Here is an 18,642-nt window from a genome sequence, read left to right on the forward strand (position 1 = left end):
GCGCTATCTTTTTCTCACTTCGTCTCCCGACCGGTTCAGGAAGGCAAGAGATTGTAGAAATGCTCAGTTTTTGGAAGTCTCGGATGCTTGTCTACATGTTGCAGGTAGCAAGATGAATTCGGGCTCCAATCAAAATATAGGCCGGTATGAGGTTCCTTGATTGCCTCAGCAACCTCAGAAGACACGTCCAGCGCCTGACTGAATAGGAGCAACTGCTTAGAATCACCGAGTAAACGAGCGTGAACTTTTAGATAGTACGTACCTGGTAGAAACTCAAAACTGTTTCCGTCATTAGGCGTGAGGAAATGATGATTGGCGGCGATGCCTGTTTCGCCAACAAACAATCCACTTCCTCGCTCCAATTTGTCGCGACCGTAAACCCAGAAGCTAAAGTTCTGGTGAGACTCATTGCGTGTCAATGATACATGCATACTCTCAATGATGCGTCCGCGTTTCGACGTGGCAAACAACAATGTACGTAAGTAGATTTTCGGAAGAGGTTTTTCTTCATGAGAACGAGGGGAGTCTGGGCCAAAGAAAATTATAGTAGGCCGAGTCATCTTTACTGTGCCACGGCGCAGTAGAGTCAGCCATGCAGTCGCCGCCGAGACAAACAATGCGAAAACTGAAATCGATACTGTAAACGGATCAGCCATTCGATCTCCTATGTTGGTATAGTGGCGGATGGGGTGGGATTCGAACCCACGAGGAGCCTAAACCCCTGCCGGTTTTCAAGACCGGTGCCTTCAACCACTCGGCCACCCATCCGTTTCGCCGACCGCCCCCGGCCATCTCCGCCATCCTGGCATGCATTTGTGCCACGGACCGAGGTCATGGCGGTTGCACCGGCGGCGTCCTTTTACCACACTGGCGGCGGCTGACAGGGTAGGCCTGCCAGCGGAGTTCTTTTTGGGGGAAGGGCCGCCATGTCCGACGCACTGGCAATGATCGGCCACACCCTGGCCGCCTATCGGGACAAGCCGCATGAGGCGGCGCGGTCCATGCCCGGCGCCTTCTATACCGCACCGGAAATGGTGGATGTGGAGCGCGACTGGCTGTTCGCGCGGGAATGGGTGTGCGCCGGCCGGGCCGAGGAAGTGAGCCAGCCGGGCGACTGGTTTTCCTACACAATCGCCGGCGAACCGGTGCTGGTGGTGCATGGCGCCGATGGCCGCATCCGGGCGCTGTCCAATGTGTGCCGCCATCGCGGCATGGTTGTGGCCCGGGGCAGCGGCCACGCCGACCGCTTCGCCTGTCCCTATCACGCCTGGACCTACGACACGACCGGCCAACTGATCGGCGCGCCCTATATCGCCGAGCGGCCGGACTTCGACCGCAAGACGTGCCGCCTGCCGGCGCTGTCGTGCGAAATCTGGCAGGGCTTCATCATGGTCAACCTGACGCCGGATGCCGCGCCCTTTGCCCCGCAGGTGGCCGGGCTGGCGCCAATGATCGCCAACTATCATCTGGAGTCCATGCGCCTGCGCTATCTGGCGACGGAAACCTGGGCGACCAACTGGAAGAGCCTGATGGAGAACTTCATGGAGGGCTATCACCTGTCGCCGCTCCATCGCCGCACCCTGCACAAGGTCAATCCGACCAAGCTGTGCCGCCACTTCCCGCCGGGCGAGGGCTATTTCGGTTATCAGGTGGGATTCGCCGCGCACATTCCGGGCGGCGCGCAGGGCCATGCGGACCTCAGCGAGGAGGAGGCGCGGACCTGTGTCATGGTCGGCCTGCCACCGGGCTTCGCCATCGGTGGCGCCGGTGACTACAGCTCATTCCTGTGTCTGGAGCCGCAGGCGGCGGATTCCGTGCGGGTCAAGATGGGGCTGATCTTTCAGGGCGAGGACTGGCCACAGACGGTGGTGGATCGCGCCATCGCTCTGTTTCAGGAGACCATGGCCGAGGACAAGGACGTCCTGGTGGCCATGATGCACGGCCTGGGCGCCCGCCACCACGCCACCGGGCCGCTGGCGCCGGCCGCCTATGAAGGGCCGATCTGGGATTTCACCCAGTATCTGGCGCGGCGCCTGGCGCCTGCCTTCGCAGAGCGGGCGCAGGCGGCGGAGTAGCCCCGGCGCTTCGCAGCGGCGCTTCCGGACGCCGGGTGCGGGCGGGTACCCGGCTCAATTTGCGCCATTGCGTTCCTGCTCCAGCATCCGCGCCACAAGACGACGCGACTGACTGCTGGCCGCGTCCATGGGCAGATGAACCCTGGGCTCGCTGGGGTCGATGTCGAGCGCCCGCTGGATCGCTTCCAGGACCACCGTGTCCTCGTTGAAGGCGGTGGTGAACTGCTCGGTTATCCTTTCAGACAGTGCCTTATCTTCGGCCTTGAAGTTCCTGACCTGAAACCAGAAATAGAATGAGCTCCGTTCCGTTTCCGGGGTGACGAAGTTGTAGGACTTCATCTCCACCGCCTGGCTGCGGTCGCCATCCGGCGCGCCACTGCCCACCGGTGCACTGCCAAGATCGATCACCGCGGTGGACGGCGGCCGGTAGGTATAGACCTGCCAGCGGTCCACGTTGGCCGGAAAGTCCGCAATGCGGGCGAAGAAGGGGGCGGGCGGCTTGTCCAGTATCCAGCGGCTCACGGCCACATGGTTCTGGCCATTTTCCACCCGCACCGGCACGTCGGCGCCGCCATCGCTGGCCAGCGTCGTCTTGTGGACAAAGCTGACGTGGGCCGGGTCCACCAGATTGTCCATCATTAATTGATAGTGCGCGCCGACCCGCATGAGCGGCCCGCGATTGACCGCCCAGCCGGCGGCGTCAAAGCCCGGAATGTCAATGATTCCGGCGGCATCGGCCAGATCGGGATCACCCGGCCAGATCCATATCAGGCCATAGCGTTCGACCAGCGGCCAGATGCGGGCGCGGGCCTGGCGCGGCGCGCCCTTGTGGCCCGGCACGTGAACGCAGGCGCCGTCGGTGCCGAACACCAGACCGTGATAGCCGCACTGCACCCGGTCGCCCTGCAGCTCACCCATGGACAGGGGAAGCTGGCGGTGGGGACAACGGTCCTCCATTGCCACCGGCCGGCCGTCCTCGGTGCGGTAGAACACCACCGGCTGGCCAAGGATCATACGGCTGAACAGGTGGCGGCCGATTTCGTGATCCCATGCCGCCGGATACCATGCGTTGTGCACGAACATGCTGAATGAGGCCCCCTTGCTACCGCCGATCTTTCCCGCAGCGCAGACTGACACCGGGCGCAGGGCCGCCGCAACCGGGGCACGCGGCGCGGGCGGCGCGGGCCGGCCGGGCGAGGCGGCCAGAGCACAGGGCGCCGGCCGCGCCACCGGGCGGCGGCTGGCCCGGCGCGAATCGGCTGCAACCCGGATACGCATAGTCAGGCTGGTCGCGACGTTGCTGGCGGCGGCGTTGCTGGTGAGCCCATCGCCGGCCAGCGCCGACCAGACCGACGACCGCCTGCCGGCCCTGTTCGAATCCCTGCGGACGGCCGCCAGCGCGGCCGAGGCGATGGACGTGGAGGCGGAGATATGGCGCATCTGGTCCGACAGTGGCGACGCGGCGGTCAACCAGCTCTATTGGCGGGCCATGGAGGACATGAATCAAAGCAACTTCATGCGCGCCCGCGACCGCTTCACAGACACGACGCTGGCCTTGCCGGGCTTTGCGGAAGGCTGGAACAAGCGGGCGCACGCCAAGTTCTGGCAACGCGATCTGGGCGGCGCGCTGGCCGACATCAACCACACCCTGAAGCTGGAGCCGCGCCATTTTGGCGCCTGGGGCCTGCTGGCGGCGATCAATATCGACCTTAACCGGCCGCAGGAGGCGCTTGCCGCGCTGGACCGTATGCTGGCGCTGCATCCCTTTGTGCCGGGTGCCGCCGAACGGGCGGCGGAGCTGCGTCAGGGACTGAGTGCCCCGCCATAGGGCCCGGAGAAGCGCCTACCAGTGCCCGGTATTGGGCATGGAAGCCCAGGGTTCGGCCGCGGGAAGGGCGTCGCCCTTTTGCAGCAACTCAATGGAAATAGCGTCGGGCGAGCGGACAAACGCCATGCGTCCGTCACGCGGCGGCCGGTTGATGGTGACGCCGCCGTCGAGCAAGCGCTGGCACAGGGCGTAGATGTCGTCCACCTCATAGGCCAGATGGCCGAAATTGCGTCCTTCGTTGTAGCTCTCCGGGTCCCAGTTGTAGGTCAGTTCCACCTGGGCCGAGTGGTCGCCTGGCGCCGCCAGAAAGATCAGGGTATAGCGGCCTTTTTCGCTGTCGGACCGGCTAAGCTCTTTCAGACCGAGCTTGTTGCAGTAGAAATCCAGCGACGCCTCAACGTCACGGATGCGGACCATGGTGTGCAGGTACTTCATGATTATCCCCGGCGTGATGGTGGCTGCTGACCGGTGCGGCAGGCGACCGAGTCAGCGTCAGGCTGCAGGCTGACCCCATGACGCAGCGGACGCAACCACACATCCGCTTTATACGCCCGACTGCCCGCCGTCTTGGCGCCGCGCTGCTGGTCCTTGCCGTGACCGGCGGCGCCCTGGCCGGCGCAGCAGAAGCGCAAAGCGAGGCCGGCGGATCGCGCAGCCTGACCATGCAGCCGATCGACGGGGTGGCGCGGCTGGCGACGGGAGACGGCGTATTCATGCAGGATCGGGCCGGCGCCTGGTGGCGGGTAGCGCTGAGCGGGGACGGCGACAGCCATGCGGTGCGACTGGTGGCGGTGGCGGCGGCACATTCTCTGGACTGGCCGGCCGGCACTGAGCCCGCCGGCGCGCTGGCCGGGTCGCGGCCGGCGGTGGGCGATGGGGCGGTGCGTCAGGCGTGGCTGACCCGTCCCACGGCCCGCTACCGCCATGGCGTCTTTGGCATCGAGCAGGAAGCGGCCGGGCTGATGGTCCGATTTGCCGATGGCGCAGCGGACGAGCTGGTCCTTGAGCCGCCGCTGGTGTTCGAAGATCGCCGGCCGCTGATTGTGGATCTCGGGCCCGATGGGGGCGCCGGTGTGGTGTCGGTGCTGTCGGCAGCGGGCAGGGGTGCGGCACTGGTTTTTGTTTCGCGAGCGGACGGCCAGGTGGCCATCACCGCCCGTGGGCCAGCCATCGGCCAGTCGAACCGCTGGCTCAACCCGATTGGCGCGGCAGATCTGGACGGCGATGGCCGGGTTGAGCTGGCCGCCGTCGTGACCCCGCATATCGGCGGCACACTGACGATCTATCGACGGCAGGCCGACCGGCTGGAGCCGGTAGCCGCGGCAGACGGCTTCTCAAACCACGCCTTCGGCAGCGAAGAGCAGTCTCTCGCCACCATCGGCGACCTCGATAACGACGGCCGGCCGGAAGTCATCGTCCCTGCAGCCAATCAGCGGGCCATGCGAATCATGGTCCTGCACAACGGGCAATTGCGGGAAACGGGGCGGATTGACCATGGCGCCGCAGTCAGCACCAATACGGTATCAGGCCGGATCATGCGGCCCGATGGACAAGCCGTGCCGGTGGTCGCCTACGGCCTGGCGGACGGACGGCTGGTGGTGGTCATGCATTCGGGGGGCTTCGCGCCATGACAGGACGCCTACAGGGCAAGACTGCCTTCATTACCGCCGCCGGCCAGGGCATTGGCCGGGCCACCGCCCTGGCCTTTGCCAGCGAAGGCGCGCGGGTGGTGGCCAGCGACATCAACGGCCAGGCGCTGGCCGCCCTTGAGCGAGAGGCCCGTGGGATTTCGACGATGCGCCTTGATGTGCGCGATAGCGCCGCCGTCAGCGCGGCGGCGGCGGCCCATGGCGCGCCGGACATCCTGTTCAATTGCGCCGGCTTTGTGCATCAGGGAACGATTCTCGATTGTAGTGAAGACAATTGGGACCTTTCTTTCGATCTGAATGTTAAATCCATGTACCGCACGATCAGGGCCTTCCTGCCGGCCATGATGGCGGCTGGTCGAGGTTCAATCATCAACATGGCCTCTGTGGTCTCCAGCCTGAAGGGCGTGCCCAGCCGGGTGGCCTATGGCGCGACAAAAGCAGCGGTGATCGGCCTGACCAAAGCGGTGGCCGCCGACACGGTGGCCAAAGGGGTCCGGTGCAACGCCATCGCCCCGGGCACAGTGGACACGCCGTCGCTGGGCGAGCGCATCCGCGCCCTCGGCGGCGACGAGGCGCACAACCGGAGTGCCTTCATCGCCCGCCAGCCGGTGGGACGGCTTGGCACCGCGGAGGAAATCGCCGCAATGGCGGTCTATCTGGCCAGCGACGAGGCGGCCTTTGTGACCGGCCAGGCCTTTATTATCGATGGCGGCATGGCCCTTTGACGCGGTCGTATGGCGTTTGCGGACGAGCCGGCGGGAAACTGCGTCCGGCCCCTGTCACAATTTACTGAGGAAACCGGCGCCACATTCCCTGTTGACGGAGCCGGCAGGGTTTGGCGTATCTGGCGTGCGATAACTGCTCCGGCATGGCGACCCTATGCTGTTGCCAGAGACGCCGGGCCGCTGCCGGTCCTGAACCCACACCAGCCAACGGAGCCCCCGCCGTGCCATCACCATTCCGCCGCCTTGCCCGACCGTTGTTGCACCTGCTGGCGGTGGGCGCCGTCATGGCGGTAGCCGCCACACCGGTGCAAGCCACCAGCCACTATGACGTGGCGGCGTATCAGGCCTGGCTGGCGGAGCTGCGGGTCGAGGCCCTTGCGGCCGGTATTGCCGGCGCCACCTTCGACCAGGCCCTGGCCGGCGTGACCCCTCTGGAGCGGGTCATATCGGCCGACCGCAACCAGCCGGAAACCGTCGAGACCCACGCCGGCTACATTGCCCGACGGGTAGATGAAGTGCGCATCCGCCTGGCCCGCGAGCGTATGGCCGAACACCGCGCGCTGCTGGACGATGTAGAGACGACCTATGGGGTGCAGGCCAAATACATCGTCGCCCTGTGGGGTATGGAAAGTGCCTTCGGGCGCTTCACCGGCGAGATTCCGGTCATCGACGCCCTGGTGACACTGGCCTTCGATCCGCGCCGTGCCCGCTTTTTCCGACGGGAACTGCTGGCCGCGCTGGAAGTGCTGGACGAGGGCTATATCGCCCAGGCGGACTTCCGCGGGTCATGGGCCGGTGCTGTCGGTCAGGTGCAGTTCCTGCCGTCCAACTTCCTGGCTTATGCCGTTGACCATGATGGCGACGGTCGTCGCGACCTGTGGACCAGCCAGGCAGACGTCTTTGCCTCTGCCGCCAATTTCCTGGCCAATCTCGGTTGGCAGGCGGGCGGCGAATGGGGCGAGGAGGTGCGTCTGCCGGCCGGCTTCGATGCGGCGCTGGCCGATCTCGACATCATTAAGACACGCAGCGCGTGGGCGGTCCTGGGCATCACCCGGCTGGATGGCCAGGCGCTGGCCGGGGACGGCAGCCTGGACGCATCGCTGGTCCTGCCGGACGGTCCGGGCGGCCATGCCTATCTGGTGCGGCACAACTATCGGGTCATTCTGCGCTGGAACCGCTCCCACCCGTTTGGCACCTCCATTGGCTTACTTGCCGACGCCATTGCCGATCAGCAGGTCGATCAGTAGAGTGCGGCAGCCTCCACCGGTTGGGTCGGGACTCTGCTGTTGCACAACATATTGACGATACACGCTGAGCGGCGAATCGGCCGGGCGGTTGCCCTGACGCTCCTCGGGCTGATTCTGACGGCCTGCGCGGAAACCCAGCTTCTCGCCCACACGGTCAAGCAGGTCAATGGCGGCGACAGCCCGTCCACCGGGGATTTTGGTCCCTACAAGGTGGGCAACGCATACGAAATCGGTGGTGTGTGGTACTATCCGGCGGAAGATTTCGGCTATGCGGAGACCGGAATCGCCTCGTGGTACGGACCAGGCTTCCACGGCAAGGCCACGGCAAACGGCGCCCGCTACGATCAGAACGCCCTGACTGCCGCGCACCGCACATTGCCCATGCCCAGTGCGGTTCGGGTGACCAATCTGGAGAACGGCCGCGCCCTCAATCTGGTGGTCAATGACCGTGGTCCCTTTGCCCATGGCCGCATCATTGATGTGTCGCGGCGGGCGGCGCAGCTCCTGGGCTTTGAGAACAGAGGCACCGCGCGGGTCAAGGTCGAAATCCTGGTGGAGGAAAGCCTGGGTCTGCGGCTGGCCAGCGGCGGCAGCGGCATCCAACCGGTGCAGCCGGTCGACGCCGTGCCGGTGACCCAGGTCGCTTCATCCAGCCTGGAGCCAGTCGAAGGCGGCAGCGAGGACACCGCGGCGGCGAGCGATGAGGCCGCTCCGGCCACCGCTGCCCTGAGCGAGGCACCGGCGGTCATCAGCCCCGGTGCGGCGCCAGCCGTGACGGTCAATCCGGACTATGCGGTGGTTGCCGTGGGCAATACGCGGCTGTTCATTCAGGCCGGCGCCTTTACCGTTTACGACAATGCTTACAATGTGCAGCGGCGGCTGGCCGCCATTGGCGATGTGACGATTACGGCCTTTGACCGCAACGGCGCATATTTCTACCGTGTCCGCCTCGGCCCCATCACAAGCATTGAATTGGCCGACGCTATGCTAGAAGAGGTCATCAAAGCCGGCTATCCGGAAGCCAAGGTCATCGTCGACTAGAGGCGATGCTCTGGGTGGCGTGTCTATCGCCTCAGCCTGCCGTGCCGTCGTTCAGGGAGTCGTTCATGTTTGCATGCCGCATTCCGGCCATGGTGCTTCTGGTCTTTGCCCTTGTCCTGCCCGCAACGGCTAATGCCCAGGCCATCGAGTCCAGCGCCCGCGAAGCTGTTCTGATCGAAATGGCGACCGGTACCGTCCTTCTGGACAAGAACGCCGAAACTCCCATGCCGCCAGCGTCGATGACCAAAATCATGACGCTTTACATGTTGTTCGAGCAACTGGCCAACAGCAGCCTGTCCCTCGAGGATACCTTCCTGGTGAGCGAGAAGGCCTGGCGTATGGGCGGCTCGAAAATGTTCGTGGAAGTCGGCGACCAGATTCGGGTCGAGGATCTGATTCGCGGCATCATCGTCCATTCCGGCAATGATGCGTCCATCGTTGTGGCCGAAGGCCTGGCCGGCAGTGAAGAGGCCTTCGCGGACCGCATGACCGAACGCGGTCGCGAGCTGGGGCTGACCGATACGCTCTTTATGAACGCCACGGGCTGGCCGGCGGACGGCCATCACACCACCGCCCATGACCTCGCCCGTCTGGCCATGCTGACGATTAAGAACTTCCCCGAATATTACCGCTACTACAGCGAGACCGAGTTTACCTATTCCGACATTACCCAGGGCAATCGCAACCCGCTGCTCTACCGCAATATCGGCGCCGACGGCCTCAAGACCGGGCACACGGAAGAAGCCGGTTATGGGCTGGCCGCATCGGCTGAACGCGACGGCCGGCGTCTGATTCTCGTGGTCAATGGACTCGACAGTGTTCAGGCCCGGGCCGATGAGTCGACCCGGTTGTTCAATTTCGGGTTCCGCGAGTTCGGCAACTACAAGATGTTCTCCGCCAATGAGACCGTGTCCGAGGCGGAGTTGTGGCTGGGCCAGGAGGCCACGGTGCCGCTGGTCCTTGCTGATGATCTGGTGGTTACCCTGCCACGGGCCGCGCGTCGCGAGATGGAAGTGCGGGTGGTCTATGACGGCCCCATCGCCACACCGCTTGCGGCCGGCACACCCATCGCCCGCCTGGTGATCAGCGCACCAAACATGGAGCCTTTGACTTATCCATTGCTTGCCGGCGAATCACGAGCGCGCCTTGGCATGTTTGGCCGGCTGGTCGCAGCGCTGCGCCACCTTGTCTGGGGTGCGGCCTTCTCCTGACGGACGGCTGGCGACCATGACAGAGACCCGCGCAGCACAAAGCCCGGCCAAAGGCTGGTTCATCACCTTCGAAGGCGGCGAGGGGGCCGGTAAGTCCACCCAGGTTCAGGCCCTGGCCAAAGCGCTCGCCGCCACCACGGGCCGTTCAATGACGGTGACCCGTGAGCCCGGCGGATCCCCAGGCAGCGAGGAAATCCGCAAGCTGCTGGTGAGTGGCGAAGCCACCCGATGGAGCGCCATGAGCGAAGCGCTGCTCCACTTTGCCGCCCGGCGTGACCATCTGGAGCGGACCATCTGGCCGGCACTGGAGGCCGGCAACATCGTCATTTGTGATCGCTTTACGGATTCTACTCTGGCCTATCAGGGGGTGGCCCAGGGGCTTGGCCATTCGGCGGTTGAGACCCTGCGTGATCTGGTGGTCGGCGGATTTGCTCCGGATCTGACTTTTATCCTGGATCTGCCCTTTGAAATGGGTCTGCAACGCGCCCGTGACCGCGGCGGGGATGACCGCTACGAGCGCCTGGGTGAAGATTTTCACCGCAAGCTGAACCAGGCCTTCCGCGCGATCGCCGCCGCCAACCCAAGGCGTTGCGTCCTGGTGGACGCAACCGAGTCTGCGGAAGCCATCGCCAGAATAATTCAGGAAACGGTGGTGCGTCGCATGGCGCCGCCGGATGCGGCAAGCGCCGATGAGTGATGCCTCTGAAAGCGAGGCGACGGCCCCCCGTGAGCGAGCCGACCTGGTGGGCCATGAGACGGCCGAAACCCTGTTGCGTCAGGCGTGGGACAGCAATCGTCTACCACATGCCTGGCTGATGGTCGGGCCTGCCGGCATTGGCAAGGCTACCCTGGCCCACCGCTTTGCCCGCTTCGTCCTGGCGCAGGGAGCGCCGGTTGCGGCGGCGACCGGCGACGGCCTGTTTGACGCAACCGATCTGCCGGCGGCGCGGCCGCCGGAGGCTGGCTCTCTGGCCCTCGACCCGGCCCATCCGGTCTTCCGCCAGACGGCCAATGGCGCCCATCCCGACCTGCTGGTATTGGCCGGCGAGGAGGGAAGCGGTCTCATTCCCGTGGACCAGGTCCGCCAGATCGGCCGGTTTCTTCGCCTGACACCGGCCATGGGCGGCTGGCGGGTTGTGATTGTGGACGGCGTTGAATCGATGAACCGCAATGCGGCCAATGCGTTGCTTAAGATTCTTGAAGAGCCACCGGAACGTGCCCTCATACTGCTGGTCGGCCATGCGCCCGGCCGGCTGCTGGCGACGATCCGCTCGCGTTGCCGCCGGCTGACTCTGGCGCCGCTTACCGACAGCGCGGTACAGGGCCTGTTGCGCCATGAACGGCCGGATCTGGACGATAGCCAGGTGAGGGGCCTTGCCGCTCTGGCCGGCGGCAGTCCGGGCCGGGCGCTGGGCCTTTTGGCGGCGGGTGGTCTGGAGGTCCATTCGGCCATCACCACCCTGCTGGATGGCCTGCCGAATCTCGACTGGGCGGCCGTGCATGCGCTGGGCGACCGCCTGTCGCGGCCAGGCCAGGAGGCCGCTTTCGATGCTTTCAGCGATGCCCTGCTCAACGCGGTGGCGGAGCGCGCGCGGGCCCGGGCGACAAGGGGCTGCGGCGGCGCGGACCTTGCGGACTGGCTGGCGGTATGGGACAAGACCCGACACTCTCTGGGGCCGGTCCAGCCTCTGAATTTGGAGCGAAAACAAGCCGTTATCTCGGTGTTCGGCGGTATAGCCGAAACCGTGGCGCGGAACTGAGCCGGCGTCAGCAGCGGCGGCCAGCGGCGCAAGCGAGGGCGCCAAAAATATGGCCGGAAAACCGCCGTTCTACATCACCACGCCGATTTTTTACGTCAACGGGCCGCCGCATATCGGCCACGCCTATACGGCAATCGCCACCGACACCATCGCCCGCTTCAAACGTCTTGACGGGTATGACGTCCTGTTCCTGACCGGCACCGACGAACACGGGCAGAAGGTGGAGAAAACGGCGCAAGCCGCCGGGCAGGAGCCGATCACCTTTGCCGACCACATATCCGGCCTGTTTCAGGCCATGGGCCAGACCCTGAATCTGTCCAACGATGTCACCATTCGCACGACAGAGCCGCGTCACCACACGGCGGTCCAGGCCATCTGGCGCGAGCTGGTGGCCCGCGATCAGATCTATCTGGACAAGTATTCCGGCTGGTACGCCGTGCGCGACGAGGCCTATTACGGCGAGGACGAATTGACCCTCGGTCCCGACGGTATACGCCGGGCGCCGTCGGGGGCGGAAGCGGAGTGGGTGGAGGAACCCAGCTATTTCTTCCGCCTCAGCCAGTGGCAGGAACCGCTCCTCAAGCTGTATGAAGACAATCCCGACTTTGTCGGCCCGGACAGCCGGCGCAACGAGATCATCAGCTTTGTCCGTCAGGGACTGCGCGATCTGTCGGTCAGCCGCACCACATTCCGTTGGGGCGTAGCGGTGCCGGACGATCCGGAGCATGTGGTTTATGTCTGGCTGGACGCACTGACCAACTACCTCACGGCACTTGGCTATCCGGACACGGAAAGCTCTTCATATAAAAGGTATTGGCCAGCACATCTTCATGTGATGGGTAAGGATATCTCCCGCTTCCATGCGGTCTACTGGCCGGCCTTTCTGATGGCCGCGGGGCTGGCCGTGCCGCACCGCATCTTCGCCCACGGCTTCCTCCTGAACGCCGGCGAGAAAATGTCCAAGTCGGTCGGCAATGTCATCGGGCCGGACGAGCTGGTGGCCCGCTATGGCCTTGATCCTCTACGCTATTACCTGCTGCGGGAAATCAGTTTCGGCCAGGACGGCGTGATCAGTCATGAAGGCGCCGTGCAGCGCATCAACGCCGATCTGGCCAATGATCTGGGCAACCTGGCGCAGCGGGTGCTGACCCAGATTCATCGCAACTGCAACGCCAGGGTGCCGGCCACGGGCGACCTGCACAGCGCCGATACGGCTCTGTTGGCGGCGGCGGGATCGCTGCCTGAGCGGGTGCGCGAGGCCTTTGACCGGCTGGCCATCCACCGCGCCCTGGAAACCATCTGGGAGGTGGTCGGCGCGGCCAACCGCTATGTGGACGAAATGGCGCCATGGGCCCTGCGCAAAAGCGATCCTGAGCGCATGGCGACGGTGCTGTATACGCTGGCGGAGGTCCTGCGCCACCTGGCGATCATGGTCCAGCCAGTCATGCCGGAGTCGGCGGGCCGGTTGCTGGACCAGTTGGGCGTGGCGCCGGAAATACGCGACTTTGCCGCTTTGGCAGGGCAGCGCCTGACCCCCGGGGCACCGCTGCCGGCGCCGGCCCCGCTGTTCCCGCGGCTGGTGGACGAGGCGGCGGAGGACGCCTGACATGCTGGTCGACAGCCACTGTCATCTGGATATGGCGGCCAAGGATGATGGCGAACGCTCGGCCATGATCGACCGGGCCACGGCCGCTGGCGTGGGCTGCATGGTGACCATCTCCACCCGCCTCAGCACCTTTCCGGCAGTCCGCGCCATCGCCGAAGCCCATGACAGCGTGTTCTGCTCGGTCGGCGTCCACCCGCACGAGGCGGACAGAGAGGGGCTGGATGACCCGGCGCCGCTGATTGCCGCCACCGCCCATGCGAAGGTGGTCGCCATCGGCGAGACGGGGCTGGATTACTACTATGATCACAGCGACCGGCAGCGGCAGGAAATCAGCTTCCGGGCCCATTGCGCGGCGGCCCGGGTCAGCGGCCTGCCGATTGTGGTACACACCCGCGATGCGGACGACGAGACCATGCGGATCCTGGAGGATGAGCAGACAAAGGGGGCTTTCCCGGGCCTGATCCATTGCTTTACTGCCGGCCCGGAGCTGGCCCGCCGGGCCCTGGCCATGGGCTTCTCGATTTCGGTCTCCGGCATCGTCACATTCCGCAACGCCGAGGCCATACGCCAGACCCTGGCCGATGTGCCGCTGGACCGCCTGCTGGTGGAGACCGATGCGCCGTTTCTGGCGCCGATGCCCCATCGCGGCAAGACCAATGAACCGGCGCTGGTGGTCCACACGGCCGAACGTCTGGCGGTACTGAAAGGCCTGTCACCCGCAGCGCTGGCCGACGCCACCTCAGCCAATTTCTTCCGCCTGTTCCATAAGGTGCGGCGACAGCTGGCCGCATGAACGGCCGACTGAAAATCCGTCTGCTGGGATGCGGGTCTTCCGGCGGGGTTCCGCTGTCCAACGGGGAGTGGGGTGCCTGCGACCCGGCCAATCCACGTAATCAACGAACCCGGCCATCGGTCCTGGTCGAGGCCGGGGACGGCCGCACCCTTGTGATCGATACGTCGCCGGATTTCCGTGTGCAGGCCGCCGCCGCCGGGCTCCGCCGGGTGGATGCGGTGCTCTATACCCATGGCCACGCCGATCACACCCACGGAATAGATGACCTTCGCGCCTTCAACTTCACCAGCCGGGCGCCGATCCCGGCCTATGGCACCGCTGAGACCCTCGAGTCATTATCCAGCCGTTTCTCTTATGTATTTGATATAGATAAAGATAATGGAACTGGCCGGCTGGGACCGGCATTGATAGGCCAGACCATAGCCTATGGTCAGCGTTTTTCGGCCGCCGGTCTGGATATCCTGCCGTTCCGCCAGAGTCACGGGCCGGCCGGAGAGACCACCGGCTACCGAATTGGCCGGTTTGCCTACTCAACCGATGTGGTTGAGCTGGAGGAGACGGCATTCGCGGCTCTTGATGGCCTTGATCTGTGGATTGTCGACTGCCTGCGCCAGGAGCCGCACCCGACCCATTCCCATCTGGCCCGCAGCCTGGAGTGGATTGCCAGAGTGGGGCCGCGCCAGGCCTGGCTGACCCATATGAGCCACGCCACTGACTATGCAGTGATTGCCGCGCTTTGTCCGCCGGGGGTGGTTCCCGGCCATGACGGGCTGGAGATGATGGTGGAGTAGAGTGTTGCCGCAATATTTCGAAATGTTTCAGCAAGGCGCGAAGATTTTCCCGCCGTTAACGGGAAATTAGGGTTTAAGGAGAATAGGTTATGATGCATAGTTACATTTTCCATAATATACATTATGCGATTTATTGCGGAGATGTCGAAAGACGTTTTCCGACAGAAAACCCACCCGCTCGCCCGCCACACCCGGATGGATCAGGCCTGCGGCGCTTCGGAATACAGCCGTGCCCGGCGCCTGTGGCCGGCCCTGACCGGTGGGCGCCATGACCGACCAGACCAGCCTTAGCTCCCGCTCGAGCGCCGGCCCGAGCGACGGTGATATGGCCGGCTCGCCGTTGCAGCGGCTGCGCCAGATCATGGCCCGCCTGCGCGACCCGGTGACCGGCTGCCCGTGGGACGTCCGCCAGACCTTTGCCACCATCGCCCCCTACACCATCGAGGAAGCCTATGAAGTGGCCGACGCGGTGGCGCGCGGCACCATGGCGGACCTCCGTGACGAGCTGGGCGACCTTCTGCTGCAGGTGGTCTTTCATGCGCGCATGGCGGAAGAAGCCGGCGCTTTCGATTTCGACGCCGTTGCCACCGCCATCGGTGACAAGCTGGTCCGCCGCCACCCCCATGTGTTCGGCCAGCCGGGCGCGACAACTACCGGCCAGATGGCCGGGCCCGGCGCTTCCGGCGATGATAGTGAAGCCAGCGGCGGCGGCGAGCGGCCGTGGGAGGCGCAGAAAGCCGCCGAACGGGCCGCCCGTGCCGCCGCCGCCGGTATGCGGCCGGGGGTGCTGGACGACGTGCCGCTTGCCCTGCCCGCCCTGGCCCGGGCGGAAAAGCTGCAGCGGCGGGCCGCCCGGGTGGGCTTTGACTGGCCCGACCTGAAGCCAGTGGTGGCCAAGCTGCACGAGGAAGTTGGCGAGCTGGAGGCCGAGGTGGCGCGTCTCGGCAACACCCGGCGGAACAGGCCGGCCGACCACCGGGAAGGTGGCTCTGAGGCGGCGCCTGACGCCCGTCTGGCCGAAGAAGCGGGTGATGTTCTGTTCGCCGCGGTCAATGTGCTGCGCCATCTGGGCCTTGACAGCGAATCCGCCTTGCGCGACGCCAACAGCAAGTTTACCCGGCGCTTTCAGGCCATTGAGGAGATGCTGGCCGGGCGCGGACTGAAGCCGGAGGATGTGGACCTGGCCGAGCTGGAGGCCTGCTGGCAGGCGGCCAAAAAACGACATTCACCGAGCCCTGTCGAACCAGAACCGAAACGCCGGGAACGCCCATGACCCGTATTGGCCAGATCAATATCCGCCCTCTCCTGCTGCCGCTGCGTCAGCCCTACCACTGGGCCTTCGGCACCAAGACCCACTTCGCGGTCAACCTGGTGGAGGCGGTGGCCGATGACGGAACCCGTGGCTATGGCGAATGCACGGTGGCGCCGGATCAGGCGGCGTTGAAACTGATCCTGGAGCGGCTCAAGCGGCACTTCATCGGCGCTTCTCCCTATGATGTGGCGGCGCTGATCCGCCGTGCTTTCAGCGCCGATTATGCCGGGCACGGCGCCAGCGTGTTACGCGCGGCCAATCAGGTCTTCTCCGGTCTCGACATGGCCATGTGGGACCTGCAGGGCCGCCTCTCGGGCCGCCCGGTGCATGACCTGTTCGGCGGCTCACATCACGAGCGGATTGGCTATTTCTACTTTCTGCAGGGCGATACGCCGGAAGAACTGGCAGCCGATGCCGCGCACGGCGCCGGCCAGGGAGAACGGGTGTTCTATCTGAAGGCCGGCCGCGGCGAGGCGCTGGACCTGGCGACGACGGCGGCGGTCCGCCGGGAAATCGGCGATGCCCGGCTGCGCCTGGACGCCAATGAGGCGTGGGACCCGCAGACCGCCATCACCATGTGCCGCAAGCTGGAGCGCTTCGATATCGACTTCATCGAGCAACCGACCGCGGCCCAGAGCATCGAGGCCATGGCCCATGTGCGTAGCGCGGTCGGCATTCCCATCGTCGCCGATCAGGCGGCCTTTACCCTGTTCGATGTCTATGAAATCTGTCGCCTGCGGGCGGCCGACATGATCTGCATCGGTCCGCGCGAGATCGGCGGCATCCAGCCCATGATGAAGGCCGCGGCCGTGGCCGAGGCGGCGGGTCTCAAGATCTGTATTCACAGCTCCTTCACCTCGGGCATCACCACCTGTGCCGAGCATCATATCGCCCGCGCCATTCCCAACCTGGACGACGGTAATCAGATCATGTGGCAGCTCCTGCGGAATGACCTGGTAGCGACGCCGGACCTCCGTCCGCACGAGGGCTGGCTGACCCTGCCGGAGGCGCCGGGTCTTGGCTTCACGCTGGATGAGGAAGCCCTGGTGGAGGCGGAGGCGCTTTACCACGCAGAGGCCCACCACCCAGAGAGCGGGCGGGCCTAACCACGCCCGGCCGGTGAGTGAGCCTCAAACGGTCAACCGCCCCAGACCGCAGGCGTTTCTTCAAGCCAGCGCCCTGCCCCGGCGCGACCTACGGCGGCCGCCGCCTCCGTTTCAGCAGCGGCCAGAATCGCAGACTCCACGACCGCCAGAGGCTGACGACCGTGCATCAACAGGCGACCGCCGGCGATGACCGTATCCACGTCCGCGGCATTGGCAAAGTGGACTGTCTGGGCCACTGGCATGACAAAGGGCGTAAGGTGCGGTCGGGCCACGTCCAGAAGAATGATGTCCGCGACCTTGCCCGTCTCGATACTGCCGATGTGCTGGTCCAGGCCCAGCGCCGCCGCAGCACCAATGGTGGTCATGGCCAGGGCCTGACCGGCCGACAATATGTCAGGGTCGCGAAAGTGGCGGCGGTGATAGTGCAGGCACTGGGTCATGTGGCGGAACATATCGACGCCACGATCCGGTGCGGCGGCATCCGAACCAATGGCCACACGCACACCCATGGCGAGCAGTTCCGGCACCGGACAGCGGCCATGAATCGCGGCGATGGCATTGGGGTTATGGACGATAGCCGACCCGCTGTCGCGAACCGCCGTAATGTCCGCCTCACTCAGGTCAATGGCGTGTGACAGCAGGGCGTGGGGGCCAAGCAGGCCATAGTCCCGCATACGCTCCGGGTCACCTGTCTTGTGGCCATCCTGGACAAACATCACCTGGTGCTCCGCCCGCACCGCCGCGGCGCGAGCGACCATCGCCTTGATCTCTGCTGCGCCGCTGGCATCGGCCAGATCGGCCGCGCGATAAACCGGCAGGAACAGCGCAATGCCCGTGCCCCGGCCCAGCGGATCGTGGCGGCGGCGCATCAGATCCTCGGCCACCGCCATCTGCCCGGCAAAGCTCACCACCAGGTCGTGGTCGACCGTGCCGCCATTGCCGGTGGCGAGACGCCTGAACGCCTTGGGAAAGGGCGCCCTGCCCGGTCCCACCGCGACAATGGTGCGCAGGCCTGATTCCTCCACCGCATCCAGGTGGGCGTCGCCATAGGCGGCCTCGTCCGTGCGCATCACGTCGGTTGCCCCACCCAGCAGGCTGACTGCCGTGGTAACCCCCGCCTTGAGACGTTCCAGCAGGGACAATCGGGCATCAGCCTGCCAGAAGCCGACCGTCGAGCCCCGCGCATAGATTTCTTCCAGCACATCGTTCCATGCCTGGCCCGCATGCATGGCCAGCGTCCGCACCAGATTGTGGCCGGCATGGTTGTGGGCATCGATCAGGCCAGGCAACACGACCCGGTTGCGGCCATCGAGCATGGTCGCGGCGTTGAGCCCGTCGACGCCGAAATCGGCCATGGGCGCAACCGCTTCGATCACGCCGTTGGCAATACGCACACCGGCGTCATGCAGCACCCGACGGCCGGCGTCCATGGTGATGACCGTGGCATTGCTGATGGACAGGTCGGTCATGGCGGCTGGTGGGCGGGTGTTGACGGCAT

18 protein-coding genes and 1 tRNA gene are annotated in these 18,642 nt (G+C 65.2%); 14 read left to right on the top strand and 5 right to left on the bottom strand.

Features of this window, described 5'->3' with window-relative positions; genetic code table 11:
* Positions 1 to 35: 35 nt before the first annotated feature.
* Both RIE31_10395 and RIE31_10400 read right to left on the bottom strand, forming a co-directional pair.
* Complete coding sequence (locus RIE31_10395; GenBank protein ID MEQ8640994.1) at positions 36 to 656, bottom strand: hypothetical protein; 621 nt, start codon at positions 654 to 656, stop codon at positions 36 to 38.
* 22 nt (positions 657 to 678) lie between these two features.
* Positions 679 to 768 (bottom strand) — tRNA-Ser (locus RIE31_10400).
* 158 nt (positions 769 to 926) lie between these two features.
* Here RIE31_10400 and RIE31_10405 point away from each other — a divergent pair.
* Entirely contained in the window at positions 927 to 2,075 is a 1,149-nt protein-coding gene (locus tag RIE31_10405) for an aromatic ring-hydroxylating dioxygenase subunit alpha (GenBank protein ID MEQ8640995.1), read from the top strand.
* A gap of 54 nt (positions 2,076 to 2,129) precedes the next feature.
* Here RIE31_10405 and RIE31_10410 read toward each other — a convergent pair whose 3' ends face one another.
* Complete coding sequence (locus RIE31_10410; protein ID MEQ8640996.1) at positions 2,130 to 3,158, bottom strand: aromatic ring-hydroxylating dioxygenase subunit alpha; 1,029 nt, start codon at positions 3,156 to 3,158, stop codon at positions 2,130 to 2,132.
* A 16-nt stretch (positions 3,159 to 3,174) separates the two neighbouring features.
* Here RIE31_10410 and RIE31_10415 point away from each other — a divergent pair, with 16 nt between their 5' ends.
* Entirely contained in the window at positions 3,175 to 3,903 is a 729-nt protein-coding gene (locus RIE31_10415) for a hypothetical protein (protein ID MEQ8640997.1), read from the top strand.
* A gap of 15 nt (positions 3,904 to 3,918) precedes the next feature.
* On the opposite strand, the gene RIE31_10420 is transcribed toward RIE31_10415, so the two are convergent.
* Entirely contained in the window at positions 3,919 to 4,338 is a 420-nt protein-coding gene (locus RIE31_10420) for a VOC family protein (GenBank protein MEQ8640998.1), read from the bottom strand.
* 77 nt (positions 4,339 to 4,415) lie between these two features.
* Here RIE31_10420 and RIE31_10425 point away from each other — a divergent pair, with 77 nt between their 5' ends.
* The 12 genes from RIE31_10425 (at position 4,416) to RIE31_10480 (ending at position 17,144) form a co-directional block, all read left to right on the top strand.
* Entirely contained in the window at positions 4,416 to 5,534 is a 1,119-nt protein-coding gene (locus RIE31_10425) for a VCBS repeat-containing protein (protein ID MEQ8640999.1), read from the top strand.
* Positions 5,531 to 6,277: an SDR family oxidoreductase gene (locus RIE31_10430; protein MEQ8641000.1), complete on the top strand. Its 747-nt coding sequence runs from the start codon at positions 5,531 to 5,533 to the stop codon at positions 6,275 to 6,277. Before RIE31_10425 ends, RIE31_10430 begins: the two co-directional genes overlap by 4 nt.
* Positions 6,278 to 6,498: 221 nt before the next feature.
* Positions 6,499 to 7,524 (top strand): lytic murein transglycosylase, encoded by a 1,026-nt coding sequence (locus RIE31_10435; protein MEQ8641001.1) that lies wholly within the window; start codon positions 6,499 to 6,501, stop codon positions 7,522 to 7,524.
* Positions 7,525 to 7,575: 51 nt separating this feature from the next.
* Positions 7,576 to 8,565 (top strand): septal ring lytic transglycosylase RlpA family protein, encoded by a 990-nt coding sequence (locus RIE31_10440; GenBank protein ID MEQ8641002.1) that lies wholly within the window; start codon positions 7,576 to 7,578, stop codon positions 8,563 to 8,565.
* A 65-nt stretch (positions 8,566 to 8,630) separates the two neighbouring features.
* Positions 8,631 to 9,776: a D-alanyl-D-alanine carboxypeptidase family protein gene (locus tag RIE31_10445; protein ID MEQ8641003.1), complete on the top strand. Its 1,146-nt coding sequence runs from the start codon at positions 8,631 to 8,633 to the stop codon at positions 9,774 to 9,776.
* A gap of 16 nt (positions 9,777 to 9,792) precedes the next feature.
* Complete coding sequence (gene tmk, locus RIE31_10450; GenBank protein ID MEQ8641004.1) at positions 9,793 to 10,473, top strand: dTMP kinase; 681 nt, start codon at positions 9,793 to 9,795, stop codon at positions 10,471 to 10,473.
* Positions 10,466 to 11,536, top strand: coding sequence for a DNA polymerase III subunit delta' (locus RIE31_10455; GenBank protein ID MEQ8641005.1), 1,071 nt, complete (start codon positions 10,466 to 10,468; stop codon positions 11,534 to 11,536). The genes tmk and RIE31_10455 overlap by 8 nt, the downstream gene beginning before the upstream one ends.
* A 49-nt stretch (positions 11,537 to 11,585) precedes the next feature.
* A complete protein-coding gene (gene metG / locus RIE31_10460; protein ID MEQ8641006.1) occupies positions 11,586 to 13,142 on the top strand; it encodes a methionine--tRNA ligase in 1,557 nt (518 codons plus the stop codon).
* A gap of 1 nt (position 13,143) precedes the next feature.
* On the top strand, positions 13,144 to 13,935 hold the full coding sequence (locus tag RIE31_10465; GenBank protein ID MEQ8641007.1) for a TatD family hydrolase: 792 nt from the start codon (positions 13,144 to 13,146) through the stop codon (positions 13,933 to 13,935).
* Entirely contained in the window at positions 13,932 to 14,726 is a 795-nt protein-coding gene (locus tag RIE31_10470; protein ID MEQ8641008.1) for an MBL fold metallo-hydrolase, read from the top strand. Before RIE31_10465 ends, RIE31_10470 begins: the two co-directional genes overlap by 4 nt.
* Positions 14,727 to 15,051: 325 nt before the next feature.
* Positions 15,052 to 15,999, top strand: a complete 948-nt coding sequence (gene mazG, locus RIE31_10475; protein MEQ8641009.1) for a nucleoside triphosphate pyrophosphohydrolase — start codon at positions 15,052 to 15,054, stop codon at positions 15,997 to 15,999.
* A complete protein-coding gene (locus RIE31_10480) occupies positions 15,996 to 17,144 on the top strand; it encodes a mandelate racemase/muconate lactonizing enzyme family protein (protein ID MEQ8641010.1) in 1,149 nt (382 codons plus the stop codon). Before mazG ends, RIE31_10480 begins: the two co-directional genes overlap by 4 nt.
* 32 nt (positions 17,145 to 17,176) lie before the next feature.
* Here the strand turns inward: RIE31_10480 and RIE31_10485 are convergent, their stop codons facing one another.
* Positions 17,177 to 18,613 carry an amidohydrolase family protein gene (locus RIE31_10485; GenBank protein MEQ8641011.1) on the bottom strand — a complete coding sequence of 479 codons (1,437 nt, stop codon included), beginning with the start codon at positions 18,611 to 18,613 and terminating at the stop codon, positions 17,177 to 17,179.
* Positions 18,614 to 18,642: the final 29 nt, after the last annotated feature.

The organism is Alphaproteobacteria bacterium, from assembly GCA_040218575.1.
GTDB lineage: Bacteria > Pseudomonadota > Alphaproteobacteria > JAVJRE01 > JAVJRE01 > JAVJRE01.

What these genes read in the sequence shown, in the direction of transcription:
- RIE31_10395 (MEQ8640994.1), bottom strand. Translation starts at nt 656, where the DNA reads ATGGCTGATCCGTTTACAGTATCGATTTCAGTTTTCGCATTGTTTGTC.
- RIE31_10405 (MEQ8640995.1), top strand. Translation starts at nt 927, where the DNA reads ATGTCCGACGCACTGGCAATGATCGGCCACACCCTGGCCGCCTATCGG.
- RIE31_10410 (MEQ8640996.1), bottom strand. Translation starts at nt 3,158, where the DNA reads ATGTTCGTGCACAACGCATGGTATCCGGCGGCATGGGATCACGAAATC.
- RIE31_10420 (MEQ8640998.1), bottom strand. Translation starts at nt 4,338, where the DNA reads ATGAAGTACCTGCACACCATGGTCCGCATCCGTGACGTTGAGGCGTCG.
- RIE31_10425 (MEQ8640999.1), top strand. Translation starts at nt 4,416, where the DNA reads ATGACGCAGCGGACGCAACCACACATCCGCTTTATACGCCCGACTGCC.
- RIE31_10430 (MEQ8641000.1), top strand. Translation starts at nt 5,531, where the DNA reads ATGACAGGACGCCTACAGGGCAAGACTGCCTTCATTACCGCCGCCGGC.
- RIE31_10445 (MEQ8641003.1), top strand. Translation starts at nt 8,631, where the DNA reads ATGTTTGCATGCCGCATTCCGGCCATGGTGCTTCTGGTCTTTGCCCTT.
- tmk (MEQ8641004.1), top strand. Translation starts at nt 9,793, where the DNA reads ATGACAGAGACCCGCGCAGCACAAAGCCCGGCCAAAGGCTGGTTCATC.
- RIE31_10455 (MEQ8641005.1), top strand. Translation starts at nt 10,466, where the DNA reads ATGAGTGATGCCTCTGAAAGCGAGGCGACGGCCCCCCGTGAGCGAGCC.
- metG (MEQ8641006.1), top strand. Translation starts at nt 11,586, where the DNA reads ATGGCCGGAAAACCGCCGTTCTACATCACCACGCCGATTTTTTACGTC.
- RIE31_10465 (MEQ8641007.1), top strand. Translation starts at nt 13,144, where the DNA reads ATGCTGGTCGACAGCCACTGTCATCTGGATATGGCGGCCAAGGATGAT.
- RIE31_10470 (MEQ8641008.1), top strand. Translation starts at nt 13,932, where the DNA reads ATGAACGGCCGACTGAAAATCCGTCTGCTGGGATGCGGGTCTTCCGGC.
- mazG (MEQ8641009.1), top strand. Translation starts at nt 15,052, where the DNA reads ATGGCCGGCTCGCCGTTGCAGCGGCTGCGCCAGATCATGGCCCGCCTG.
- RIE31_10480 (MEQ8641010.1), top strand. Translation starts at nt 15,996, where the DNA reads ATGACCCGTATTGGCCAGATCAATATCCGCCCTCTCCTGCTGCCGCTG.
- RIE31_10485 (MEQ8641011.1), bottom strand. Translation starts at nt 18,613, where the DNA reads ATGACCGACCTGTCCATCAGCAATGCCACGGTCATCACCATGGACGCC.